Source organism: Fluviibacter sp., assembly GCF_057744235.1.
Genome location: NZ_JBIJFP010000008.1, coordinates 69,989 through 87,749 on the forward strand (window position 1 = coordinate 69,989; position 17,761 = coordinate 87,749).

Genomic DNA, 17,761 nt, shown 5'->3' on the forward strand with positions numbered 1-17,761 from the left:
CCATGAACGCTAAAACCATGCCGATTGTTCTGGCCAACCCACGTGGCTTCTGTGCCGGCGTCGAGCGGGCGATTGCCATTGTGGAACGAGCACTAGACCAGTTTGGGGCGCCCATTTATGTTCGTCATGAAGTGGTCCACAACAAGTTTGTGGTGGAAGGTTTGCGTGAACGAGGCGCCATCTTTATAGAAGCGCTATCCGAGGTACCGGCCGGCGCCACATTGATCTTCAGTGCCCATGGCGTGCCGAAATCCGTACGAGATGAAGCTGCTGACCGTGGTCTACGGATTTTTGATGCGACCTGTCCGTTAGTCACCAAAGTGCATGTCGAAGTGTCGCGTATGCGGGCGGAAGATCGAGAAATCATCATGATTGGCCACAAGGGCCATCCGGAAGTCGAGGGTACGATGGGGCAGTCCACCGATGGCATGTATCTAGTGGAATGCGTCGAAGATATTGCCTTGCTGCAGGTGAAAGATTCGGCCAAGCTGGCTTATGTCACCCAGACCACGTTGTCGGTGGATGATGCAGCGGTGATTGTTGATGCTTTGCGTCAGCGGTTCCCGGCCATTGTCGGCCCGAAAAAAGATGACATCTGTTACGCCACCCAGAATCGGCAGGACGCCGTCAGGACGCTGGCAGAAAACTGTGATCTGGTGCTGGTGGTGGGTTCGGTGACAAGTTCCAACTCGAATCGTTTGCGAGAGGTCGCGGCATTGATGGGCCGGCAGGCCTACCTGATTGATCGGGCCGAAAACATTGACCCAGCTTGGTTGGCGGGTGCGCCGCGGATTGGCGTGACCGCAGGCGCTTCCGCTCCGGAAGTGCTGGTTGAAGAAGTCATTGTGCGCCTGAAAGCCTTGGGTGCTGGCGCGGCCCTGAACCTGGATGGTGTCATCGAAGACGTTAAATTCGCGCTGCCCAGCGGGTTGCGCTGATCGAGAACATGATGTCCACCCCGGAAACAGTCAGCCACGCAGCGTGTTACCACTGTGGATTGCCGATTCCGCCCGGGGTGAAACTCGAGGTTTCGGTGGGCGAGCAGCCGAGGGCCATGTGTTGTGAGGGCTGTCGGGCAGTTGCCGAAGCGATCGTTGCGAATGGACTGAGCGCGTACTACCTGAATCGGGATGCCATGCCCGAGTCGCCGCGCGATTGGTCTGCAGGAGTGCGCCCGGAGATTCTTGATTCTCTGGCCCTTTATGATCAGGCCGAGTTTCAGAAGACCTTTGTCCGTGCATTGGGTGAGCACGAGCAGGAAGCAGCATTGGTCCTCGAGGGTATCACCTGTGCGGCTTGTGTCTGGCTGAACGAACAGCATGTGGCCCGTTTGCCGGGCGTATTGGCAGTCGAAGTGAACTACACGACCCGTCGAGCCCGGGTTCGTTGGGACGACCGGCAGATTGCGCTGTCACAGATTCTCAAGGCGATTTCCGAGATCGGTTACCGCGCCCATCCGTTTGATCCTGCCCGGCAGGAAGCCGTCGCCCAGAAAGAGCGGCGGGCTATGCTCTGGCGCCTTGCCGTCTCTGGCTTGGGCATGATGCAGGTCATGATGTACGCCTATCCCACTTACGTAGCCGGTGATGGGGATTTAACGCCGGACGTCGAGGTGTTGCTGCGCTGGTCCAGTCTGATGCTGACTTTACCGGTCATTCTTTATGCCTGTGGCCCGTTTTTCCGCAATGCCTGGCGCGATATTCGTTTTCGGCGAGTTGGCATGGATACGCCGGTGGCCTTAGGCATCGGTGCTGCCTTTGTCGCTAGTGTCTGGGCGACGCTGAGCAATAACGGGCACGTGTATTACGACTCGATCAATATGTTTGTCTTTTTCCTGCTGGGCGGGCGCTACCTGGAGTTGCTGGCCCGGCAGAAGGCGTTACGGGCGACGGAAGAGCTTGGGCGCCTGGCACCTGCCTTTGCTGATCGCTTGGTCGAAGCCGGTGCACCGGATCAGACCGAGCGGGTACTGGTCTCTGCCCTGCAGATTGGGGACCGGGTGCTCGTCAAACCGGGAACTCAGGTACCGGCCGACGGCTGTGTGATTGACGGGGATAGCAGTGTGGACGAATCCCTGCTCACCGGCGAATCTCTGCCGGTTGAAAAAAAAGTCGGTGCCAGCGTCACCGGTGGCTCGTTGAATATTGCCAGCCCATTGACGTTGCGTGTGACACAGGTGGGCGAGTCAACCCGACTCTCGGCGATTCTGAAATTGATGGAGCGTGGTGCGCTGGAAAAGCCGGTGGCGGTAACAACGGCAGATCGTGTCGCATCCTGGTTCCTCTGGGGGTTGCTGGCGCTGGCGGCGCTTACGGCCGTCATCTGGTGGCAGATTGATCCGTCCCAGGCATTGCCCGTGACGGTCGCGGTTCTGGTGGTGAGTTGTCCATGTGCCTTGTCATTGGCGACGCCAGTGGCGTTGACGATTGCCACCGGACGGCTGGCGCGGGAAGGGCTGCTTGTGACACGAGGTCACGCGGTAGAAACGCTGGCACAGGTCACGGATGTCGTCCTAGATAAAACAGGAACACTGACCACAGGCAGTATGCGTGTGTTACGGGTTGATGCCCTGTCTGATGTAGACGAACGACGCTGTCTGGCGCTGGCGGGCAGCCTGGAGCAGTCGTCGTCACATCCACTGGGAATCGCCATTTGCCGGGCGACCGAAGATTTGCCACGATATCCGGCCACGGGAGCGCGTCATGAGACGGCGGCTGGGATTGAGGCAACCGTTGAGGGTCGAGCAATGCGTATCGGCCACCAGGATTTTGTTGCGGTGCTGGTCGGGTGCCCGGAATTACCAGAGTTCGATCATCATGAGGCGACGGGCACGACGCTTTATCTAGGAGCCGCCGGCCAGTGGCTGGCTAGGTTTGTGATTGCCGATCAGGTTCGCCCGGATGCGTCGATGGCCGTACGTGAGTTGTCCGACATGGGTTGTCAGGTCTCACTGCTGTCGGGTGATGCTTCGGCGACGGTGAAGCACATTGCAGGTACGGTGGGAATTGAACAGGCGACTGGACGTGAGACGCCGGATAGCAAACTGGCACGAGTGGCCGCACTGCAGGCATCGGGTAGGGTGGTCTGTATGGTGGGGGACGGTGTCAACGATGCACCGGTACTGGCGCACGCCCAGGTCTCAGTGGCGATGGGTGAGGGGACCGAGCTGGCCCGGACGCAGGCGGACTGCGTGCTCCTCGGACAACATCTGCGGGTGCTTCCGGGTACTATCCGGTTGTCACGAGCCACCCGGCGGATTATTCGTGAAAACCTCTGGTGGGCGATCATTTATAACGCGGTTGCATTGCCGGTAGCCATGAGCGGTTTATTGACGCCCTGGCTGGCAGGGCTGGGGATGTCGCTGAGCTCGCTATGGGTGGTGCTCAACTCGCTACGTCTGCAGCGCCTGAAAATTGGCGAATAACGCCGCATTCGGGCAGAATCCGAAGTTATGGAATCCCTTTATCTGCTGATCCCCGTATCCATCATTCTGGTTTTTGTGATTGCCGGTCTGTTCTGGTGGTCGGTGCGTTCGGGGCAATTTGACGATCTGGAAGGACCGGCGCACCGGATTCTGATGGATCGGGATGCCTCAAAATCACCGGATTTGTCAAATAAGACGACGCCATCGGCATCTTCCGACGCTCGAATGCCTGATTGACCGTTGTTGCGGCGCAGCGTTTATTGACGCAGATCAAAAAGAAGTGAAATAGTCGGTGGATTGCATCAATCGCGACTGAATCACTCTTGTATCAGACATCAGATATACGCATACTTTGCCTCGCAGGGTTGTTCGGGCTGATGCCCAGATTCTGCTTCTCTGTTGGGGTTGGGGTGCGCTGTTCAGGCAGTGCACCTTTTTTTTTTGCCCTTTTGCCTTGGGTCACAGGGCTATCTGAGAATTTGATCTAGGTCAAAGAACTGTTATTCAGTTAGAATTAAGCCTTTGTTAAGGTACGCTTTGCGTGCAAAATCACGATGTTTGTTTAATCAAAGAGGTGCGTCCTATGTCTGTAATGTCGGATACGCAATCTGTATATAACTACAAGATTGTTCGGCAGTTTGCCGTTATGACGGTGATCTGGGGGATCGTCGGCATGCTGGTTGGTGTGATAGTCGCCGCCCAGCTCGTCTGGCCTGAACTCAATTTCGCTCCCTGGCTGACTTTCGGCCGTCTGCGTCCGCTGCACACCAATGCGGTTATTTTTGCATTCGGTGGCTGTGCGTTGTTCGCAACGTCTTACTACGTGGTTCAGCGCACCTGCTACACCCGCATTTTCTGCGATAAGCTTGCTGCCTTTACCTTCTGGGGCTGGCAGGCAATTATCGTGCTGGCTGCCATTACGCTGCCACTCGGCATGACATCCGGTAAGGAATATGCCGAACTGGAATGGCCGATTGACATCCTGATCGCCGTGGTTTGGGTTGCCTACGCCATCGTGTTCTTCGGTACGATCGCCAAGCGTAAAGTCGGTCACATTTATGTGGCTAACTGGTTTTACGGTGCCTTCATTATTGCCGTTGCACTGTTGCACATTGTGAACAGTGCCGAAATTCCGGTGAACCTGTTCGGCATGAAGTCGTATTCGGCATACTACGGTGCGCAGGATGCCATGGTTCAGTGGTGGTATGGTCACAACGCCGTAGGCTTCTTCCTGACTGCTGGCTTCCTGGGCATGATGTACTACTTTGTGCCGAAACAGGCGGGTCGTCCGGTCTACTCGTACCGTCTGTCGGTAGTTCACTTCTGGGCCCTGATCTTCACCTACATGTGGGCGGGTCCGCACCATCTGCACTACACCGCGCTGCCGGACTGGACTCAGTCGCTGGGCATGGTTTTCTCGCTGATTCTGCTGGCACCGTCGTGGGGCGGCATGATCAACGGCATCATGACGCTGTCGGGCGCATGGCACAAGCTGCGTGATGATCCCATCCTGAAGTTCCTGATCACCTCGCTGTCGTTCTACGGCATGTCGACCTTTGAAGGTCCGATGATGGCGATCAAGACCGTGAATGCCCTGTCGCACTACACTGACTGGACCGTGGGTCACGTGCACTCGGGTGCCCTGGGTTGGGTGGCCATGGTGTCGATCGGTTCGATCTACTTCCTGATTCCGAAGCTGGTGGGCAAGCAGGAAATGTATAGCACCAAGCTGGTAACGGCGCACTTCTGGATCGCCACGATTGGTGTGGTTCTGTACATTGCCTCGATGTGGATCTCGGGCGTGATGCAGGGTCTGATGTGGCGCGCAGTGAACGCCGATGGCACGCTGACTTACAGCTTCATCGAAAGCGTGAAGGCCAGCTACCCATTCTGGGCCATTCGTGTCCTGGGCGGTGTGATGTTCCTGAGTGGCATGTTGCTCATGCTGTACAACGTGCTCAAGACGATGCAGGGTGCCCGTATGGTGAATGACGCTGCCGTTCCGGCACCGGCCCATCACTAAGCGCAGCTGAATCGGAGAATTACGATGAAAATTACACAAGAACTCGTTGAGCGCAAAGTAGGGTTGCTGATCGTTCTGACATTCCTGACCGTTCTGGTTGGTGGTGCCATCGAGATCATCCCGCTCTTCTGGCAAAAATCCACGACGACGCCAATCGAAGGCCTCAAGCCTTATGATGCCGTCCGTCTGGTTGGTCGTGACATCTACATCCGCGAAGGCTGCTACAACTGCCACTCGCAGATGATTCGTCCGTTCCGTGCCGAAACAGAGCGTTATGGTCACTACTCGGTGGGCGGTGAATCGGTTTACGACCACCCGTTCCAGTGGGGCTCGAAGCGTACCGGTCCGGATCTGGCCCGCGTAGGCAACCGTTATTCGGATGCCTGGCACGTGGCTCACCTGAATAACCCGCGTGATGTGGTGCCAGAGTCCAACATGCCAGCGTATCCGCACCTGTTGACCACAAAGGCTTCGGCCACGGTGGGCGCCGATGCGGATGCCAAGATGACCGCACTACGTCGTGTGGGCGTTCCGTACACGGACGAAGAGATTGCTGGTGCTAAGGACGCCATCGGTGACAAGACCGAAATGGACGTCCTGGTGGCTTATCTGCAGGGTCTAGGTACGCTATTGCCGAACACGGCTGCAGCGACCTCGGTACCAGCAGCACCTGCGGCGGCTCAGTAAATATGGATCAGAACGATCTTCGTGTTGTGGTGACGGTGGTGTCTTTCATTGCCTTCGTCGCCATTATCTTCTGGGCATTCAATCGGAAGTCGAAGCCGGGATTTGATGTGGCATCCCGGATTCCGTTTGAAACCCTGGAGCAGGCCAAGCAGGACGAGGCCCGCGAAGAAACGCTGAAGTAATCCAACCCGTTACGAACTTACGGAAGAATCATCATGCTAACTAGTGTTGCTTCAATTATCGTCACCATCGTGGTGCTGGGCAGCATCCTTGGTTGCGGTTTCATTCTCTGGAACCAAAGCCGGGTGAAACTGCCCAAGGGCAAGGTCGAAACCACCGGTCACGAGTGGGATGGCCTTGAGGAATACAACAACCCGCTGCCGAAGTGGTGGATGGGCCTGTTCTGGATCACGGTCATTTTTGCGCTGGCCTACGTGTTCCTGTATCCGGCTCTGGGTAACAACAAGGGTGCGCTGGACTGGTCGTCGGCTGGGCAGTGGCAGAAGGAAGTCAACAAGGCCGATGAGCAGTATGGTCCGTTGTTTGCCAAGTATGCACAAACGCCGATCACCGACCTTGCACAGGATCCGCAGGCTCTTGAAGTGGGTAAGCGTCTGTATCTGACCTACTGCTACCAGTGTCATGGCTCTGATGCCCGCGGTGCGAAAGGTTTCCCGAACCTGACCGACAACGACTGGCTGTATGGTGGTTCGCCAGAGACCATTCTGCAAACCATTACGGCCGGCCGTAATGGCATGATGCCGCCGCATGCCCATCTGGGTAACGAGGCTATCAAGGATCTGGCCAACTACGTGCGTTCGATGTCGGGTTTGGCTAATGACTCGCTGTCCGCTGCCAAAGGTAAGGAACTCTTTGCATCGTCGGGTTGTGCCGGTTGTCACGGTGCCGATGGCAAGGGTAACCAGGCGATTGGTGCACCGAACCTGACAGACAATGTCTGGTTGTATGGCAGCTCGGAAAAGACCATTACAGAAACTATTCTTAATGGCCGTCAGAACATGATGCCTGCATTTGGCGAGCGTCTGAACGAAGGCAAACTGAAGCTGCTGTCTGCTTACGTGTATAGCCTGTCGCAGAAACCGGCTGCCAAGTAATCAGGTGATCGCATGACGCATACGCCCCGCTGGTTTGCCGGTGGGGCGTTTGTTTTTTGTTGGACCGTAACGATATATAAGAGCGTAGAATGTTGGTGTTGCAACAGACATACGGAAGTGATTCATGACTCAGCAAGAGCAAAGCCCCAAAAAAGCGTCTGAACCCGATGTGATTGAGCAATCGCTCTACGCCAAGCATAAGAAAATTTATGCCCGCGAAACTAAGGGTAAATTTAATACCCTGCGCTGGTATCTGGTATTTCTGACGCAGGCTATTTTTTATTTCGGTCCATGGTTGCAGTGGAACGGCCGTCAGGCGCTACTGCTGGATCTGAACGAACGAAAATTCTACATTTTTGACCTGGTCCTCTGGCCACAAGATGTGATCTACCTGTCGGTCATTCTACTGTTGTCGGCTTTCGGTTTGTTCCTCTTTACGGCCGCAGCGGGTAGGTTGTTCTGCGGCTATGCCTGCCCGCAAACGGTTTATACCGAAATCTTCATGTGGATTGAAAATAAGCTTGAAGGGGATCGTAACGCACGGATCAAGCTTGACCAGTCTCCGATGACGGCTCGCAAGTTACGTATCAAGGTCAGCAAGTTTTTCCTGTGGGGCATCCTGTCTTTGTGGACAGGTATCACCTTCGTTGGCTATTTCATGCCGATGCGTGATCTGATGCATGATCTCCTCACGCTGACGATTAGTGGCTGGTCGGCTTTCTGGGTGGTGTTCTACAGTGCCTTCTGTTTCCTGCAAGCGGGCTTTATGCGTGAGCAGGTCTGTAAGTACATGTGTCCGTATGCCCGTTTCCAGGGGGTGATGTTCGATCCGGATACCCTCATTGTGACTTATGATGCTGCCCGTGGTGAAAACCGTGGGCCGCGTCGTAAATCGGATGACGCGAAAGCCAAGGGTCTGGGTGACTGTGTCGATTGTAAAGTTTGTGTGCAGGTATGCCCGACGGGTATCGATATCCGTGATGGCCTTCAGTACGAGTGCATCGGTTGTGGTCTGTGTATTGATGCTTGTAATGACATTATGGACAAGATGGATTACCCTCGCGGCCTGATCCGTTATGCCACTGAAAACTCGGTCAGCAAGCACTACACGTCGAAGGAAATGCTACGTCATGTGATGCGTCCTCGTATCATGTTGTATACGGGTATCCTCTTGGTGATTTCGGCAATCTTTGTCTATTCGCTGAGTACCCGGATTCCCCTCCGCGTCGATGTACTGCGTGACCGTGGTGTGATGTCGCGCGAAGTGGGGGATGGTATGACGGAAAACGTCTACCTGCTGCACATCATGAACATGCAGGATACTGAACGTACCTTTACCGTGAAGCCGGAAGGGCTTGAAGGTATCCGCATGGACGGTCGTGAATCCTTTACGGTGCCGCCACTGCAGAACGTCACCGAACCGATTAACGTTCGTGTGCCTACAGGTGAGGGCAAGTCAGGGGCAAATCCGATCAATTTCATTATTCTGGATACGCAGAACCCGGATGTTCGTCGTGACGAGAAATCCACCTTCATTCAGCCTAACTAAACCTGATCGTTGTGATGACATTGAAAACCGAACCTTGGTATAAGCATCGTTGGCCCTGGATTCTGATGGCTGGGCCAGCGGTGGTTATTGTTGCCGGTTTTATTACGGCCTGGCTGGCTGTTGAAAGCAATGATGGACTGGTCGACGATAACTATTACAAAGTTGGGCTATCAGTGAACCAGCAACTCAAGCAGAAGCAGCTGGCTGCCGAACTGAACCTGAAAGCGGTACTGAATGTGTCGCCCGATGGAAAATCGGTGCGGCTGGTTCTGAATGGTCTACCAAAGGAAGCGTTGCCTGACACGCTGCAGGTGAGATTGGTTCACCCGACACGCAAGGGTGAAGATCAGACATTGATACTGCATCGCGAGGGAGTGGTCTTTAGTGCCCCGTTAACCGCTAATCCGGGTACAGGCCGCTGGAAGATCGTGATCGAAGATCCCTTGGCCGGTTGGCGCATGGATGGTGTTTGGGATATTCAAACGAAGACAGGTGTCACAATTTACGCACGACCCCAATGATTTTGTTTTATTGATAGAAAGGAGCGCATCATGGCTTGGAAAGAACTGTTTACGACCGATGTTGGTCTGGGTAGTCTGGCTGTTATCGTTTTCGTGATTGGCATGTCGATCTTCTTTGGTCGCATGTTCAATAAGAAAATGAACGAAAAGCCGAGCGACGAGTAATTCGTTTCCGGTGATCCAAGTAAAAGCCCGGCCAGTGCGAACTGTGCCGGGCTTTTTGCTGGTTGTTGTTCAGGGATTAGCGATAGACCAGAACCGGTGTCTTAGAATGTGTGAGGACTTTCTGGGTTTCGCTGCCGAGCAGCAGGCCCGTGATGCCACGACGTCCGTGTGATGCCATGAAAATCAGATCGCACTGCTTCTGTTCAGCGGTGCTGATAATGACTTCGTAGGGAATATCACTCGTCTCGCTAGCCAGGGTGAACGAGACGCCCGCTGCGCTGCAGATATCACCGGCTGCTTTGAGATTGCGGTCGGCAATCGTTTTGGTGAGCTTGCCAAACTCTTCCGGTGTTGTCGGGTCGATCATGGCACCATCGCCATAGTAGCTGACCGGGTACTCGGGCTTTACGAAGAGGAGGGTGATCGTGGCCTTGATTTCACTCGCAAACTCCGCGCCTTTACGCACGGCCATCAGGGAAAGCTCGGATCCATCGATAGGAATCAGGAGATGCTTGAACATGGTTAAGCCTTTCAATGAGAGTGACGACCGGAGGCCAACTCGCTGAGAGCCTCCAGATTGGAGATGTGCAGATGACGTGTCTGGACATCAACGAGGCCTTCTTCCTGAAAGCGAGAAAATAGCCGAGACACCGTCTCTAGCGAAAGCCCCAGGTAGCTGCCAATCTCTTCCCGTGTCATGCGCAGAACAAAGGCATTCGGTGAATACCCCAGATTGGAGAATCGTTTGCCCAGATCAATCAGGAAGGCTGCCAGACGCGATTCTGAGCGTAAATTCGCCAGGATCTGGAAAGCCGACTGATCCTGAACAATACGCTGACTCATTAATTTGTTCAGATGGGCGTGCAGCGTTGGCAGGGTTGCCGCAATTTCATCGACACTACCGTAGGGCATCATGCAGACTTCGCTGCCTTCCAGCGCCACGGCGCGGCAGGCGTGAAAGCCGTTGCCAATACCATCCAGACCAAGAATCTCACCAGTCATCTGGAAGCCGGTGACCTGATCACGCTGCTGCTGACTGGGTAAGAGTGTTTTGAAGAATCCGCTGCGGACAGCGTAGATGGCGTTGAATGGTTCGCCGATTTCGTAAAGTGATTCACCACGCTTGAGACGACGGCGGGTCGGAAACCACTGGTCCAGTGAATCCAGTTGGACGGCATCCAGCGTCGGGGGATGGCAGACCGGATTCATGTCACAGTGCTGGCACTGAGCCTTTACCTCGGCAAGGTCAAGCCCACCGCTACGACATGTTGTTGCGGAATCTACCTTACAACCCGGTTGTTCTTGCTTTGTGGACATATAATTCTGCTATGAACAATTCAACACTTGCACTGGTAGATCGGGCTCTCTGCCGTCAGTTTGACATCAGCGGCCCCCGCTATACATCCTATCCAACCGCTGACCGGTTTCAGTCGAATCCGGGCCACCAGCTTCTGGTCGATGCCCTGCAACAGCGGCCGGCATCCGACCAACCGCTTTCATTATATGTCCATCTGCCCTTCTGTAGCACGGTCTGTTACTACTGCGGCTGCAACAAGGTCATTACCAAGGATCACAACAAGTCATCGCGTTATCTGGATTATCTGGCGCGCGAAATTGACATGCAGCTCGCATCGCTGAGCGGGTCCAAGTCAGTGGCCCAACTGCATTGGGGTGGTGGGACGCCGACTTTCCTCTCTGACGATGAAATGCGTCGTCTGATGACGATGTTGCGATCCCGTTTCGAGTTTCTTCCGGAGGGTGAGTATTCCATCGAAATAGATCCCCGCTCGGTGGATCCTCGTCGAGCCCATCTGCTGGCCGAGTTGGGTTTTAACCGGATGAGTTTGGGGATTCAGGATTTCGATCCGCAGGTGCAACAGGCGGTGAATCGTCACCAGAGCTTTGAGCAGACACGTGATGTTTTGCTGGCTGCACGCGATGCCGGTTTTAAATCCATCTCGGTGGATCTGATTTACGGATTACCCCGGCAAACGCTGGAAGGCTTCAAAGCGACGCTCGATAAAGCGATCAGTTTGTTGCCTGATCGTATTGCCTTGTATAGCTATGCGCATCTGCCTCAGATTTTCATGCCGCAGCGTCGGATTCAAGAGGCCGAACTGCCCAAAGCCGAAGAGAAGCTTTCCCTGATGGCGATGGCGGTTGAAACACTGGTCAATGCAGGCTATGTCTTTATCGGCATGGACCACTTTGCTCGACCGGATGATGAATTGGCACTGGCCCAGCAGGCAGGGAAACTGCACCGCAACTTCCAGGGCTATTCCACACATGCCGAGCTGGATCTGTTGGCCTTCGGGGTATCGGCCATTGCCAAAGTCGGGCCGGTTTATGCACAGAATGCCAAAACCCTGGATGAATACTACGACGATCTAGATGCCGGCCATCTGCCGGTACGGCGTGGTTATCGGATGAACGATGACGATGCTTTGCGCCGTTCGGTGATTCAGGAACTGATGTGTCACTTCAAGCTTGATTTTGCCGAAGTCGAGCAAGTCTGGTCAATTGATTTCCGGAGTTATTTCGTGGATGCCCTGGCACAGCTGGTGCCGCTGGCCGAGGCGGGGCTATTGACCATGACAGCACAGGGCATCACAGTAGAAGCCAAGGGCCGTTTGCTGGTGCGGATTATTGCCATGGCGTTTGATTATTATCTGCAACAGGATCGGCAGAAGGCCGCCGTTGGCCGGCCGCGGTACTCCCGCGTGATTTAACGGTGTAGTGACAACGTATGCCTACCTCAGAACCCGGAAATCTACCATGGGTTGCAGCCATTCTGATCGGGTGGCTGGGGGGCGTGCATTGTCTGGGCATGTGCGGCGGGATCGTCAGTGCCTTGTCGATGGGCGTGCCAGGCCCTCAACGGCCGTTGCTACTGCTGGCTTATAACCTTGGACGTTGTTTGACCTATGTCTTGCTGGGCGCATTCGCCGGCTTCCTGGGCTCTGCGGGGGTTTTGGTCCTCGGCATCGGGCCAACCCTGTTATTCGGGCTGGCCAATCTGCTGTTGGTCGGCATGGGCTTGTATCTCATGGGATGGCCTTTCCTCGTTCGCCCCTTAGAGCAGGGGGGGCAGGTTGTCTGGCGCTTCATCGAGCCTGTAGCACGCCAATACTTTCCAGTAACAACCCCGCTACGCGCATTGATCGTTGGACTCGCCTGGGGATTTCTGCCCTGTGGATTGGTTTATAGTGCGTTAGCCACCGCGATAGCCAGTGCAAATCCTGGGGGCGGGGCGCTCTGGATGGGCGGTTTTGCCCTTGGGACCCTGCCGAATTTATTATTGGCTGGCTGGGTGGGTGCAGGCGTTTTGAACCGCTTGCGTCAGTCATCTGTGCGCTGGATGGCCGGATTGCTCGTGATTGCCTGGGGCAGTTATGGTCTCTTGCAAGTTTTTCAGGGTCTGAATTGACATGGCAGAGAACGGCGCACAGAAAGTCGAACATGTTTTCAAATTAACCGGCTTGCGCTGCGCTAACTGTGCACGCACCGCGCAAAAAGCGATTGAACAGTTGTCAGACGTCGAAGCCGAAGTGAACTTCGCCACCGAAGAGGCCGTTGTGCGGGCACCGACAGACACGACGCCTGCAACAGTCATTCAGGTGATTGAGGCAGCCGGCTATGGTGCCACGGAAGTCATTGACCCACTGCAGGCCACCACCACAACGATGGATCGACTTGAGCAACTGCGTTTCTGGGTTGCCATTGCCTGTGCCTTGCCTCTGGTGCTGATCATGCCCTGGATGTGGTTCCAGGGGCATGAAATGCACATCCCGGTGCTGTGGCAACTACTGCTGGCCACGCCCGTCCAGCTCTGGGTCGCCTGGCCGTTCTATCGTGGTGCCTGGCATGCGCTGCGCCTGGGTACCTCCAACATGGATGTGCTGGTCAGCCTGGGCACGCTATCCGCTTATCTATATTCGGTGGCCATCCTGGTCTTTGATCTGCATGCCGACGTGTATTTTGAGGCATCGGTGGTGGTGATTGCACTCATCATGACGGGTAAACACCTGGAGTCACGGGCGCGACGCGCCAGCGCTTCGGCGATTGAGCGTTTGTTGCACCTGACGCCTAAAACCGCCTGGCTGGAGAAGTCGCCGGGTCAGTTTGAATCAGTGCCAATCAGTGATATTCGCCCCGGTGCTCATGTCCGTGTCCTGAGTGGGGAGTCGATACCGGTCGATGGCATTGTGCTGGATGGTGATTCAGCCGTGTCTGAAGCCATGTTGACCGGTGAGCCGGTCCCCGTTGAAAAGCGGCCGGATGACAAAGTCTATGCCGGAACGCTCAATGGTGACGGCGTGCTGGTCTGTCGCGTCACCGGTGTCGGGCGCAGCACCGTGCTGGCCGGCATTGCCCGCCTGGTTGCACAGGCGCAAGGCTCGCGAGCACCGGTGCAGGCACTCGTTGATCAGGTGTCTGCCTGGTTCGTGCCCTTGGTTGTGCTGATCGCGCTGCTGACCCTGCTGTTCACCGGGTTCTGGCTCGGCGACTGGCATGCCGGTGTCGTGCGTGCTGTGGCCGTGCTGGTCATTTCGTGCCCGTGTGCCCTGGGCTTGGCAACACCAACGGCCATTATGGTGGGGATTGGCGAAGCGGCGCGTCAGGGCATTCTGGTGCGTGACGCCGATGCATTACAGCGAGCTGCCACGGTGCGTACGGTTATTTTCGACAAAACGGGCACCCTCACCGAAGGACGGCTTCGTTTAACGGATGTCGTTCTACCGTCGGAGGCCTTGGTCGCCCGTGATGAGGTGCTGGCGTTTGCGGCCGCATTGGAGCAGGGGTCGGCACATCCGGTCGCGCATGCCATTCGTGCGGCGGCTGGTGTGTCCTCTTTGCGCCCGGTTGAGCAGTATCGCAATGAGTCGGGGCAGGGCGTGTTTGGCGTGATGGATGGTCAGACTTATGGTGTTGTGCGCTGGTCAACACAATGGGCAAATGCGGATCAGGGCTTCTGGGCCGATGCAACGCTCATGCTGGCCAAAGACGGCAAAACCTTGTCGGTGTTGATCCGTGACGAACAGCCGCTTGCCTTGCTGGCTTTTGCAGATACCCCCAGGGTCGATGCTGCCGAGACGATTCAACGTCTGCATGAGTTGAACCTGGGCACCGTTATGCTGACCGGTGACCAAATTGCTGCAGCAGAAACGATTGCCCAAGGTTTGGGCCTGGATCGTGTGCGGGCAGAAGTTCTGCCTGCCGGAAAGGCGGGCGAGGTCCGGGCACTGCTGGCGGCAGAACCCGCCGGTGTGATGATGGTCGGTGATGGTATTAATGATGCGCCAGCCCTTGCTTCGGCTTCGGTGGGGGTGGCGATGGGCGGTGGTATGGATATCGCCATGGAAAGTGCCGGCATCGTGCTCATGCATAATCGCCTCAGCGGTATTGTCGATGCCATTCTGCTGTCTCGACGGACATTGTCTAAAATCCGCCAGAATCTGTTTTTTGCGTTTATCTACAATGTGTTGGCGATTCCGTTGGCGGCCAGTGGTCTGCTCAGCCCGGTCATTGCCGGGGCAGCCATGGCCTGTTCTTCCATTTCTGTCGTCGGAAATTCACTGTTATTGCGTCGTAAGCAGCCAAAAAGCTGATCTGACGCTATAATTTTCCGGTTTGTTGCCATATTGCCACTCTACGGACGTGTCACACGGCACGTTCACACAACCACACCAAAAAGGGAGAAGACATGAACATCGATAACATTTCCATCGGCAAGGATGTCCCGAACGATTTCAACGTCGTCATCGAGATCTCGGCCAATGCACCGGGTATCAAGTACGAGCTGGACAAGGATTCGGGTGCCGTTTTTGTAGACCGTTTCATTGCCACGCCGATGCACTATCCGTGCAACTACGGTTTCATCCCGTCGACCCTGTCGGAAGATGGTGATCCCGTTGACGTGCTGGTTGTCTCGCCGTATCCGCTGCCGCCGGGCGTGGTGATTCGTTGCCGCGCAGTCGGTATGCTGGCCATGGAAGATGAAGCCGGTGAAGATGCCAAGCTGGTTGCCGTGCCTGTTTCCAAGCTCACTGGTATCTATGACAAGGTTCAAAGCACCGATGACCTGCCGGAACTGCTGATCAAGCAGATCACGCACTTCTTCGAGCACTACAAAGATCTGGAAGCCGGTAAGTGGGTGAAGGTCAAGGGTTGGAAAGACGCCGCTGCTGCGAAAGCCGAGATTACCTCGGGCGTCGAGCGTGCCAAGGCTGCCAAGTAATTTAAAGCCATCAGTCGTACAATGGCCCTGACCCTTGTCAGGGCCATTTTTTTGAGATTTCTTTGACGGGGACAGTAGGAAACCAGAATGCGGATTGCAGTTGCTCAGATGAATGTCGTGCTCGGTGATCTGGCCGGAAATGTCCGGCGGATTGTCGAAGTGGCGCAGCATGCCGAGGCCGAGGGCACGGATATCCTACTGACGCCGGAACTGAGTCTGTGCGGCTATCCGCCAGAAGATTTGCTGCTACGTCCTGATTTTTACCGGTCTGTTGACTTGGCGCTCATCGAGTTGACGCGCCAGACGGCCGATATGGCAATGGCCATTGTTGTCGGCCACCCCGAGCAGGCTGGGTCGCACTATTACAACGCCGCCAGTGTGCTATTCGAGGGCAAGCGCCTCTGCACCTACCGCAAGCAGCATCTGCCTCAATACGAAGTCTTTGACGAGTTGCGCTATTTCACGCCGGGCAACGAAACGGTGACCTTTGATTATGCCGGTCGCCGCTTTGGCCTGGCGATCTGCGAAGACATCTGGTTTGCAGCACCGGCCAAAGCGGCCCATGCGGCAGGCGCCGAGGTGCTATTGGTGCTCAATGCATCGCCTTACCATCTGGATAAAACGGTCGATCGTCAGACCGTACTGGCACAACGTGTCGCTGAAACCGGCATGGCCATTGTGTATTGCAATCTTGTGGGTGGGCAGGATGAGCTTGTTTTTGATGGCGGCTCAAGCCTGATCGCGGCGGATGGTCAGACGGTACTGCAGTTACCACAATTCAAAACTGCCATGGCCTATGCCGATCTGGATGAAGCAACGGGTCTCTGGTCCACTCAGACGCCGCTGGCACCCCACGCCGAACTGAATCAACAGATCTATCAGGCCATGGTTCTGGGGGTACGTGACTACTTCGCGAAGAATAGCTTTGCGGGTGCCTATCTGGGACTTTCCGGGGGTATCGATTCCGCGCTCACGCTCTGTGTGGCGGTCGATGCACTGGGTGCCGACCGAGTGCGGCCCATCATCATGCCGTCGCCGTATACCGCCCAGATGAGTATTGATGATTCATGGGTGCTGTGTAGCAACCTGGGGGTCCAGGGTGATGTCGTCGATATCCAGCCGGCTATGCAGACTTACGACAGCATGCTGGCACCGTACTTTGTCGGCAAGGCCGCCGACACGACAGAAGAGAATCTGCAGGCACGGATTCGAGGTAATCTGCTGATGGCGCTCTCGAACAAGAGCGGCTGGCTTGTATTGACCACCGGTAACAAATCGGAAATGGCGGTGGGCTATTGCACGTTGTATGGCGATATGGCCGGCGGCTTTGCCGTACTGAAGGACCTTCTTAAGACCAAGGTCTATGAAGTGTCTCGCTGGGTGAACCGCGACAAAGAAATTATTCCCTGGCGCATCATCGAACGTCCGCCGTCGGCCGAACTGCGGCCGGACCAAACCGATCAGGATTCTCTGCCGCCGTATGAGGTGCTGGATGCTATTGTGACGGCCTATATGGAGCAAGATATCAGCCCACGTGATATCGTCGCGCAAGGCTATCGGGAGGCCGATGTTCGTCGCGTTGTGCGTCTCTTGCGGATTTCCGAATACAAGCGCCGTCAGTCACCGGTGGGTATTCGTTTGACGCGCCGTGGTTTTGGTAAAGATTGGCGTTACCCGATTACTAATCGATACGCGGATGAGTGGTAAACACCGTGTTAGGTTGCTCGGGAGTAACGCATTAAATGGTTGTCGAGAGATCAGAGGGTGCACTAAAGCTTGTCTTCCAACTGAATAAGTTGAATAGAAACAATTGAGCCGATTGCGGAAAGCCTACTGCCCATTTTTTAGGCGTGGACCTATTTACTAAGCAAACAGGTAATGAATCGAATAGCCATTTTCTGATGCTCGGCTGAGAGCGTGTCAGAATTTTTGTGTAAACGGTGTTTCATTTAATTCACAACGAGTCTATCGCCGAACTCAATAGTAAACCGAGTCAATGCCGCTTTCCAATCTTTGATGGGCATCGTCCATTTCTTACT

General features: G+C 55.4%; 17 protein-coding genes. 15 read left to right on the forward strand and 2 right to left on the reverse strand.

Features of this window, described 5'->3' with window-relative positions:
- Positions 1–2: 2 nt before the first annotated feature.
- The 10 genes from ispH to AC3GOJ_RS06130 all read left to right on the forward strand — a co-directional run bounded on the left by ispH (position 3) and on the right by AC3GOJ_RS06130 (position 9,484).
- Positions 3–938, forward strand: coding sequence for a 4-hydroxy-3-methylbut-2-enyl diphosphate reductase (gene ispH, locus AC3GOJ_RS06085; RefSeq protein ID WP_488236577.1), 936 nt, complete (start codon positions 3–5; stop codon positions 936–938).
- 11 nt (positions 939–949) lie between these two features.
- A complete protein-coding gene (locus AC3GOJ_RS06090) occupies positions 950–3,424 on the forward strand; it encodes a heavy metal translocating P-type ATPase (protein ID WP_488236578.1) in 2,475 nt (824 codons plus the stop codon).
- Between the two features lie 27 nt (positions 3,425–3,451).
- Positions 3,452–3,661 (forward strand): cbb3-type cytochrome oxidase assembly protein CcoS, encoded by a 210-nt coding sequence (gene ccoS / locus AC3GOJ_RS06095; RefSeq protein WP_488236579.1) that lies wholly within the window; start codon positions 3,452–3,454, stop codon positions 3,659–3,661.
- Between the two features lie 355 nt (positions 3,662–4,016).
- On the forward strand, positions 4,017–5,447 hold the full coding sequence (ccoN, locus tag AC3GOJ_RS06100) for a cytochrome-c oxidase, cbb3-type subunit I (protein ID WP_488236595.1): 1,431 nt from the start codon (positions 4,017–4,019) through the stop codon (positions 5,445–5,447).
- A gap of 24 nt (positions 5,448–5,471) precedes the next feature.
- Positions 5,472–6,134 carry a cytochrome-c oxidase, cbb3-type subunit II gene (ccoO, locus tag AC3GOJ_RS06105; protein WP_488236580.1) on the forward strand — a complete coding sequence of 221 codons (663 nt, stop codon included), beginning with the start codon at positions 5,472–5,474 and terminating at the stop codon, positions 6,132–6,134.
- Positions 6,135–6,136: 2 nt separating this feature from the next.
- On the forward strand, positions 6,137–6,316 hold the full coding sequence (locus tag AC3GOJ_RS06110) for a cbb3-type cytochrome oxidase subunit 3 (RefSeq protein ID WP_488236581.1): 180 nt from the start codon (positions 6,137–6,139) through the stop codon (positions 6,314–6,316).
- Positions 6,317–6,349: 33 nt separating this feature from the next.
- Positions 6,350–7,249, forward strand: coding sequence for a cytochrome-c oxidase, cbb3-type subunit III (gene ccoP / locus AC3GOJ_RS06115; protein ID WP_488236582.1), 900 nt, complete (start codon positions 6,350–6,352; stop codon positions 7,247–7,249).
- Positions 7,250–7,373: 124 nt separating this feature from the next.
- Positions 7,374–8,798 carry a cytochrome c oxidase accessory protein CcoG gene (ccoG, locus tag AC3GOJ_RS06120; protein WP_488236583.1) on the forward strand — a complete coding sequence of 475 codons (1,425 nt, stop codon included), beginning with the start codon at positions 7,374–7,376 and terminating at the stop codon, positions 8,796–8,798.
- Between the two features lie 14 nt (positions 8,799–8,812).
- Entirely contained in the window at positions 8,813–9,319 is a 507-nt protein-coding gene (locus AC3GOJ_RS06125) for a FixH family protein (RefSeq protein WP_488236584.1), read from the forward strand.
- 30 nt (positions 9,320–9,349) lie between these two features.
- The gene (locus AC3GOJ_RS06130; protein WP_488236585.1) at positions 9,350–9,484 is read left to right on the forward strand and encodes a DUF3149 domain-containing protein; all 135 of its coding nucleotides are present in this window, start codon (positions 9,350–9,352) and stop codon (positions 9,482–9,484) included.
- A 76-nt stretch (positions 9,485–9,560) separates the two neighbouring features.
- Here the strand turns inward: AC3GOJ_RS06130 and AC3GOJ_RS06135 are convergent, their stop codons facing one another.
- Both AC3GOJ_RS06135 and AC3GOJ_RS06140 read right to left on the reverse strand, forming a co-directional pair.
- Complete coding sequence (locus AC3GOJ_RS06135; RefSeq protein WP_488236586.1) at positions 9,561–10,004, reverse strand: universal stress protein; 444 nt, start codon at positions 10,002–10,004, stop codon at positions 9,561–9,563.
- Positions 10,005–10,015: 11 nt separating this feature from the next.
- Positions 10,016–10,801, reverse strand: a complete 786-nt coding sequence (locus AC3GOJ_RS06140) for a helix-turn-helix domain-containing protein (RefSeq protein WP_488236587.1) — start codon at positions 10,799–10,801, stop codon at positions 10,016–10,018.
- 11 nt (positions 10,802–10,812) lie between these two features.
- Here AC3GOJ_RS06140 and hemN point away from each other — a divergent pair, with 11 nt between their 5' ends.
- The 5 genes from hemN to AC3GOJ_RS06165 all read left to right on the forward strand — a co-directional run bounded on the left by hemN (position 10,813) and on the right by AC3GOJ_RS06165 (position 17,429).
- Positions 10,813–12,213, forward strand: coding sequence for an oxygen-independent coproporphyrinogen III oxidase (hemN, locus tag AC3GOJ_RS06145; protein WP_488236588.1), 1,401 nt, complete (start codon positions 10,813–10,815; stop codon positions 12,211–12,213).
- Between the two features lie 17 nt (positions 12,214–12,230).
- Positions 12,231–12,911, forward strand: coding sequence for a sulfite exporter TauE/SafE family protein (locus AC3GOJ_RS06150; protein WP_488236589.1), 681 nt, complete (start codon positions 12,231–12,233; stop codon positions 12,909–12,911).
- A 1-nt stretch (position 12,912) separates the two neighbouring features.
- On the forward strand, positions 12,913–15,093 hold the full coding sequence (locus AC3GOJ_RS06155) for a heavy metal translocating P-type ATPase (protein ID WP_488236590.1): 2,181 nt from the start codon (positions 12,913–12,915) through the stop codon (positions 15,091–15,093).
- 95 nt (positions 15,094–15,188) lie between these two features.
- Positions 15,189–15,722 (forward strand): inorganic diphosphatase, encoded by a 534-nt coding sequence (gene ppa / locus AC3GOJ_RS06160; protein ID WP_488236591.1) that lies wholly within the window; start codon positions 15,189–15,191, stop codon positions 15,720–15,722.
- 87 nt (positions 15,723–15,809) lie between these two features.
- On the forward strand, positions 15,810–17,429 hold the full coding sequence (locus AC3GOJ_RS06165) for an NAD+ synthase (RefSeq protein ID WP_488236592.1): 1,620 nt from the start codon (positions 15,810–15,812) through the stop codon (positions 17,427–17,429).
- Positions 17,430–17,761 lie beyond the last annotated feature (332 nt).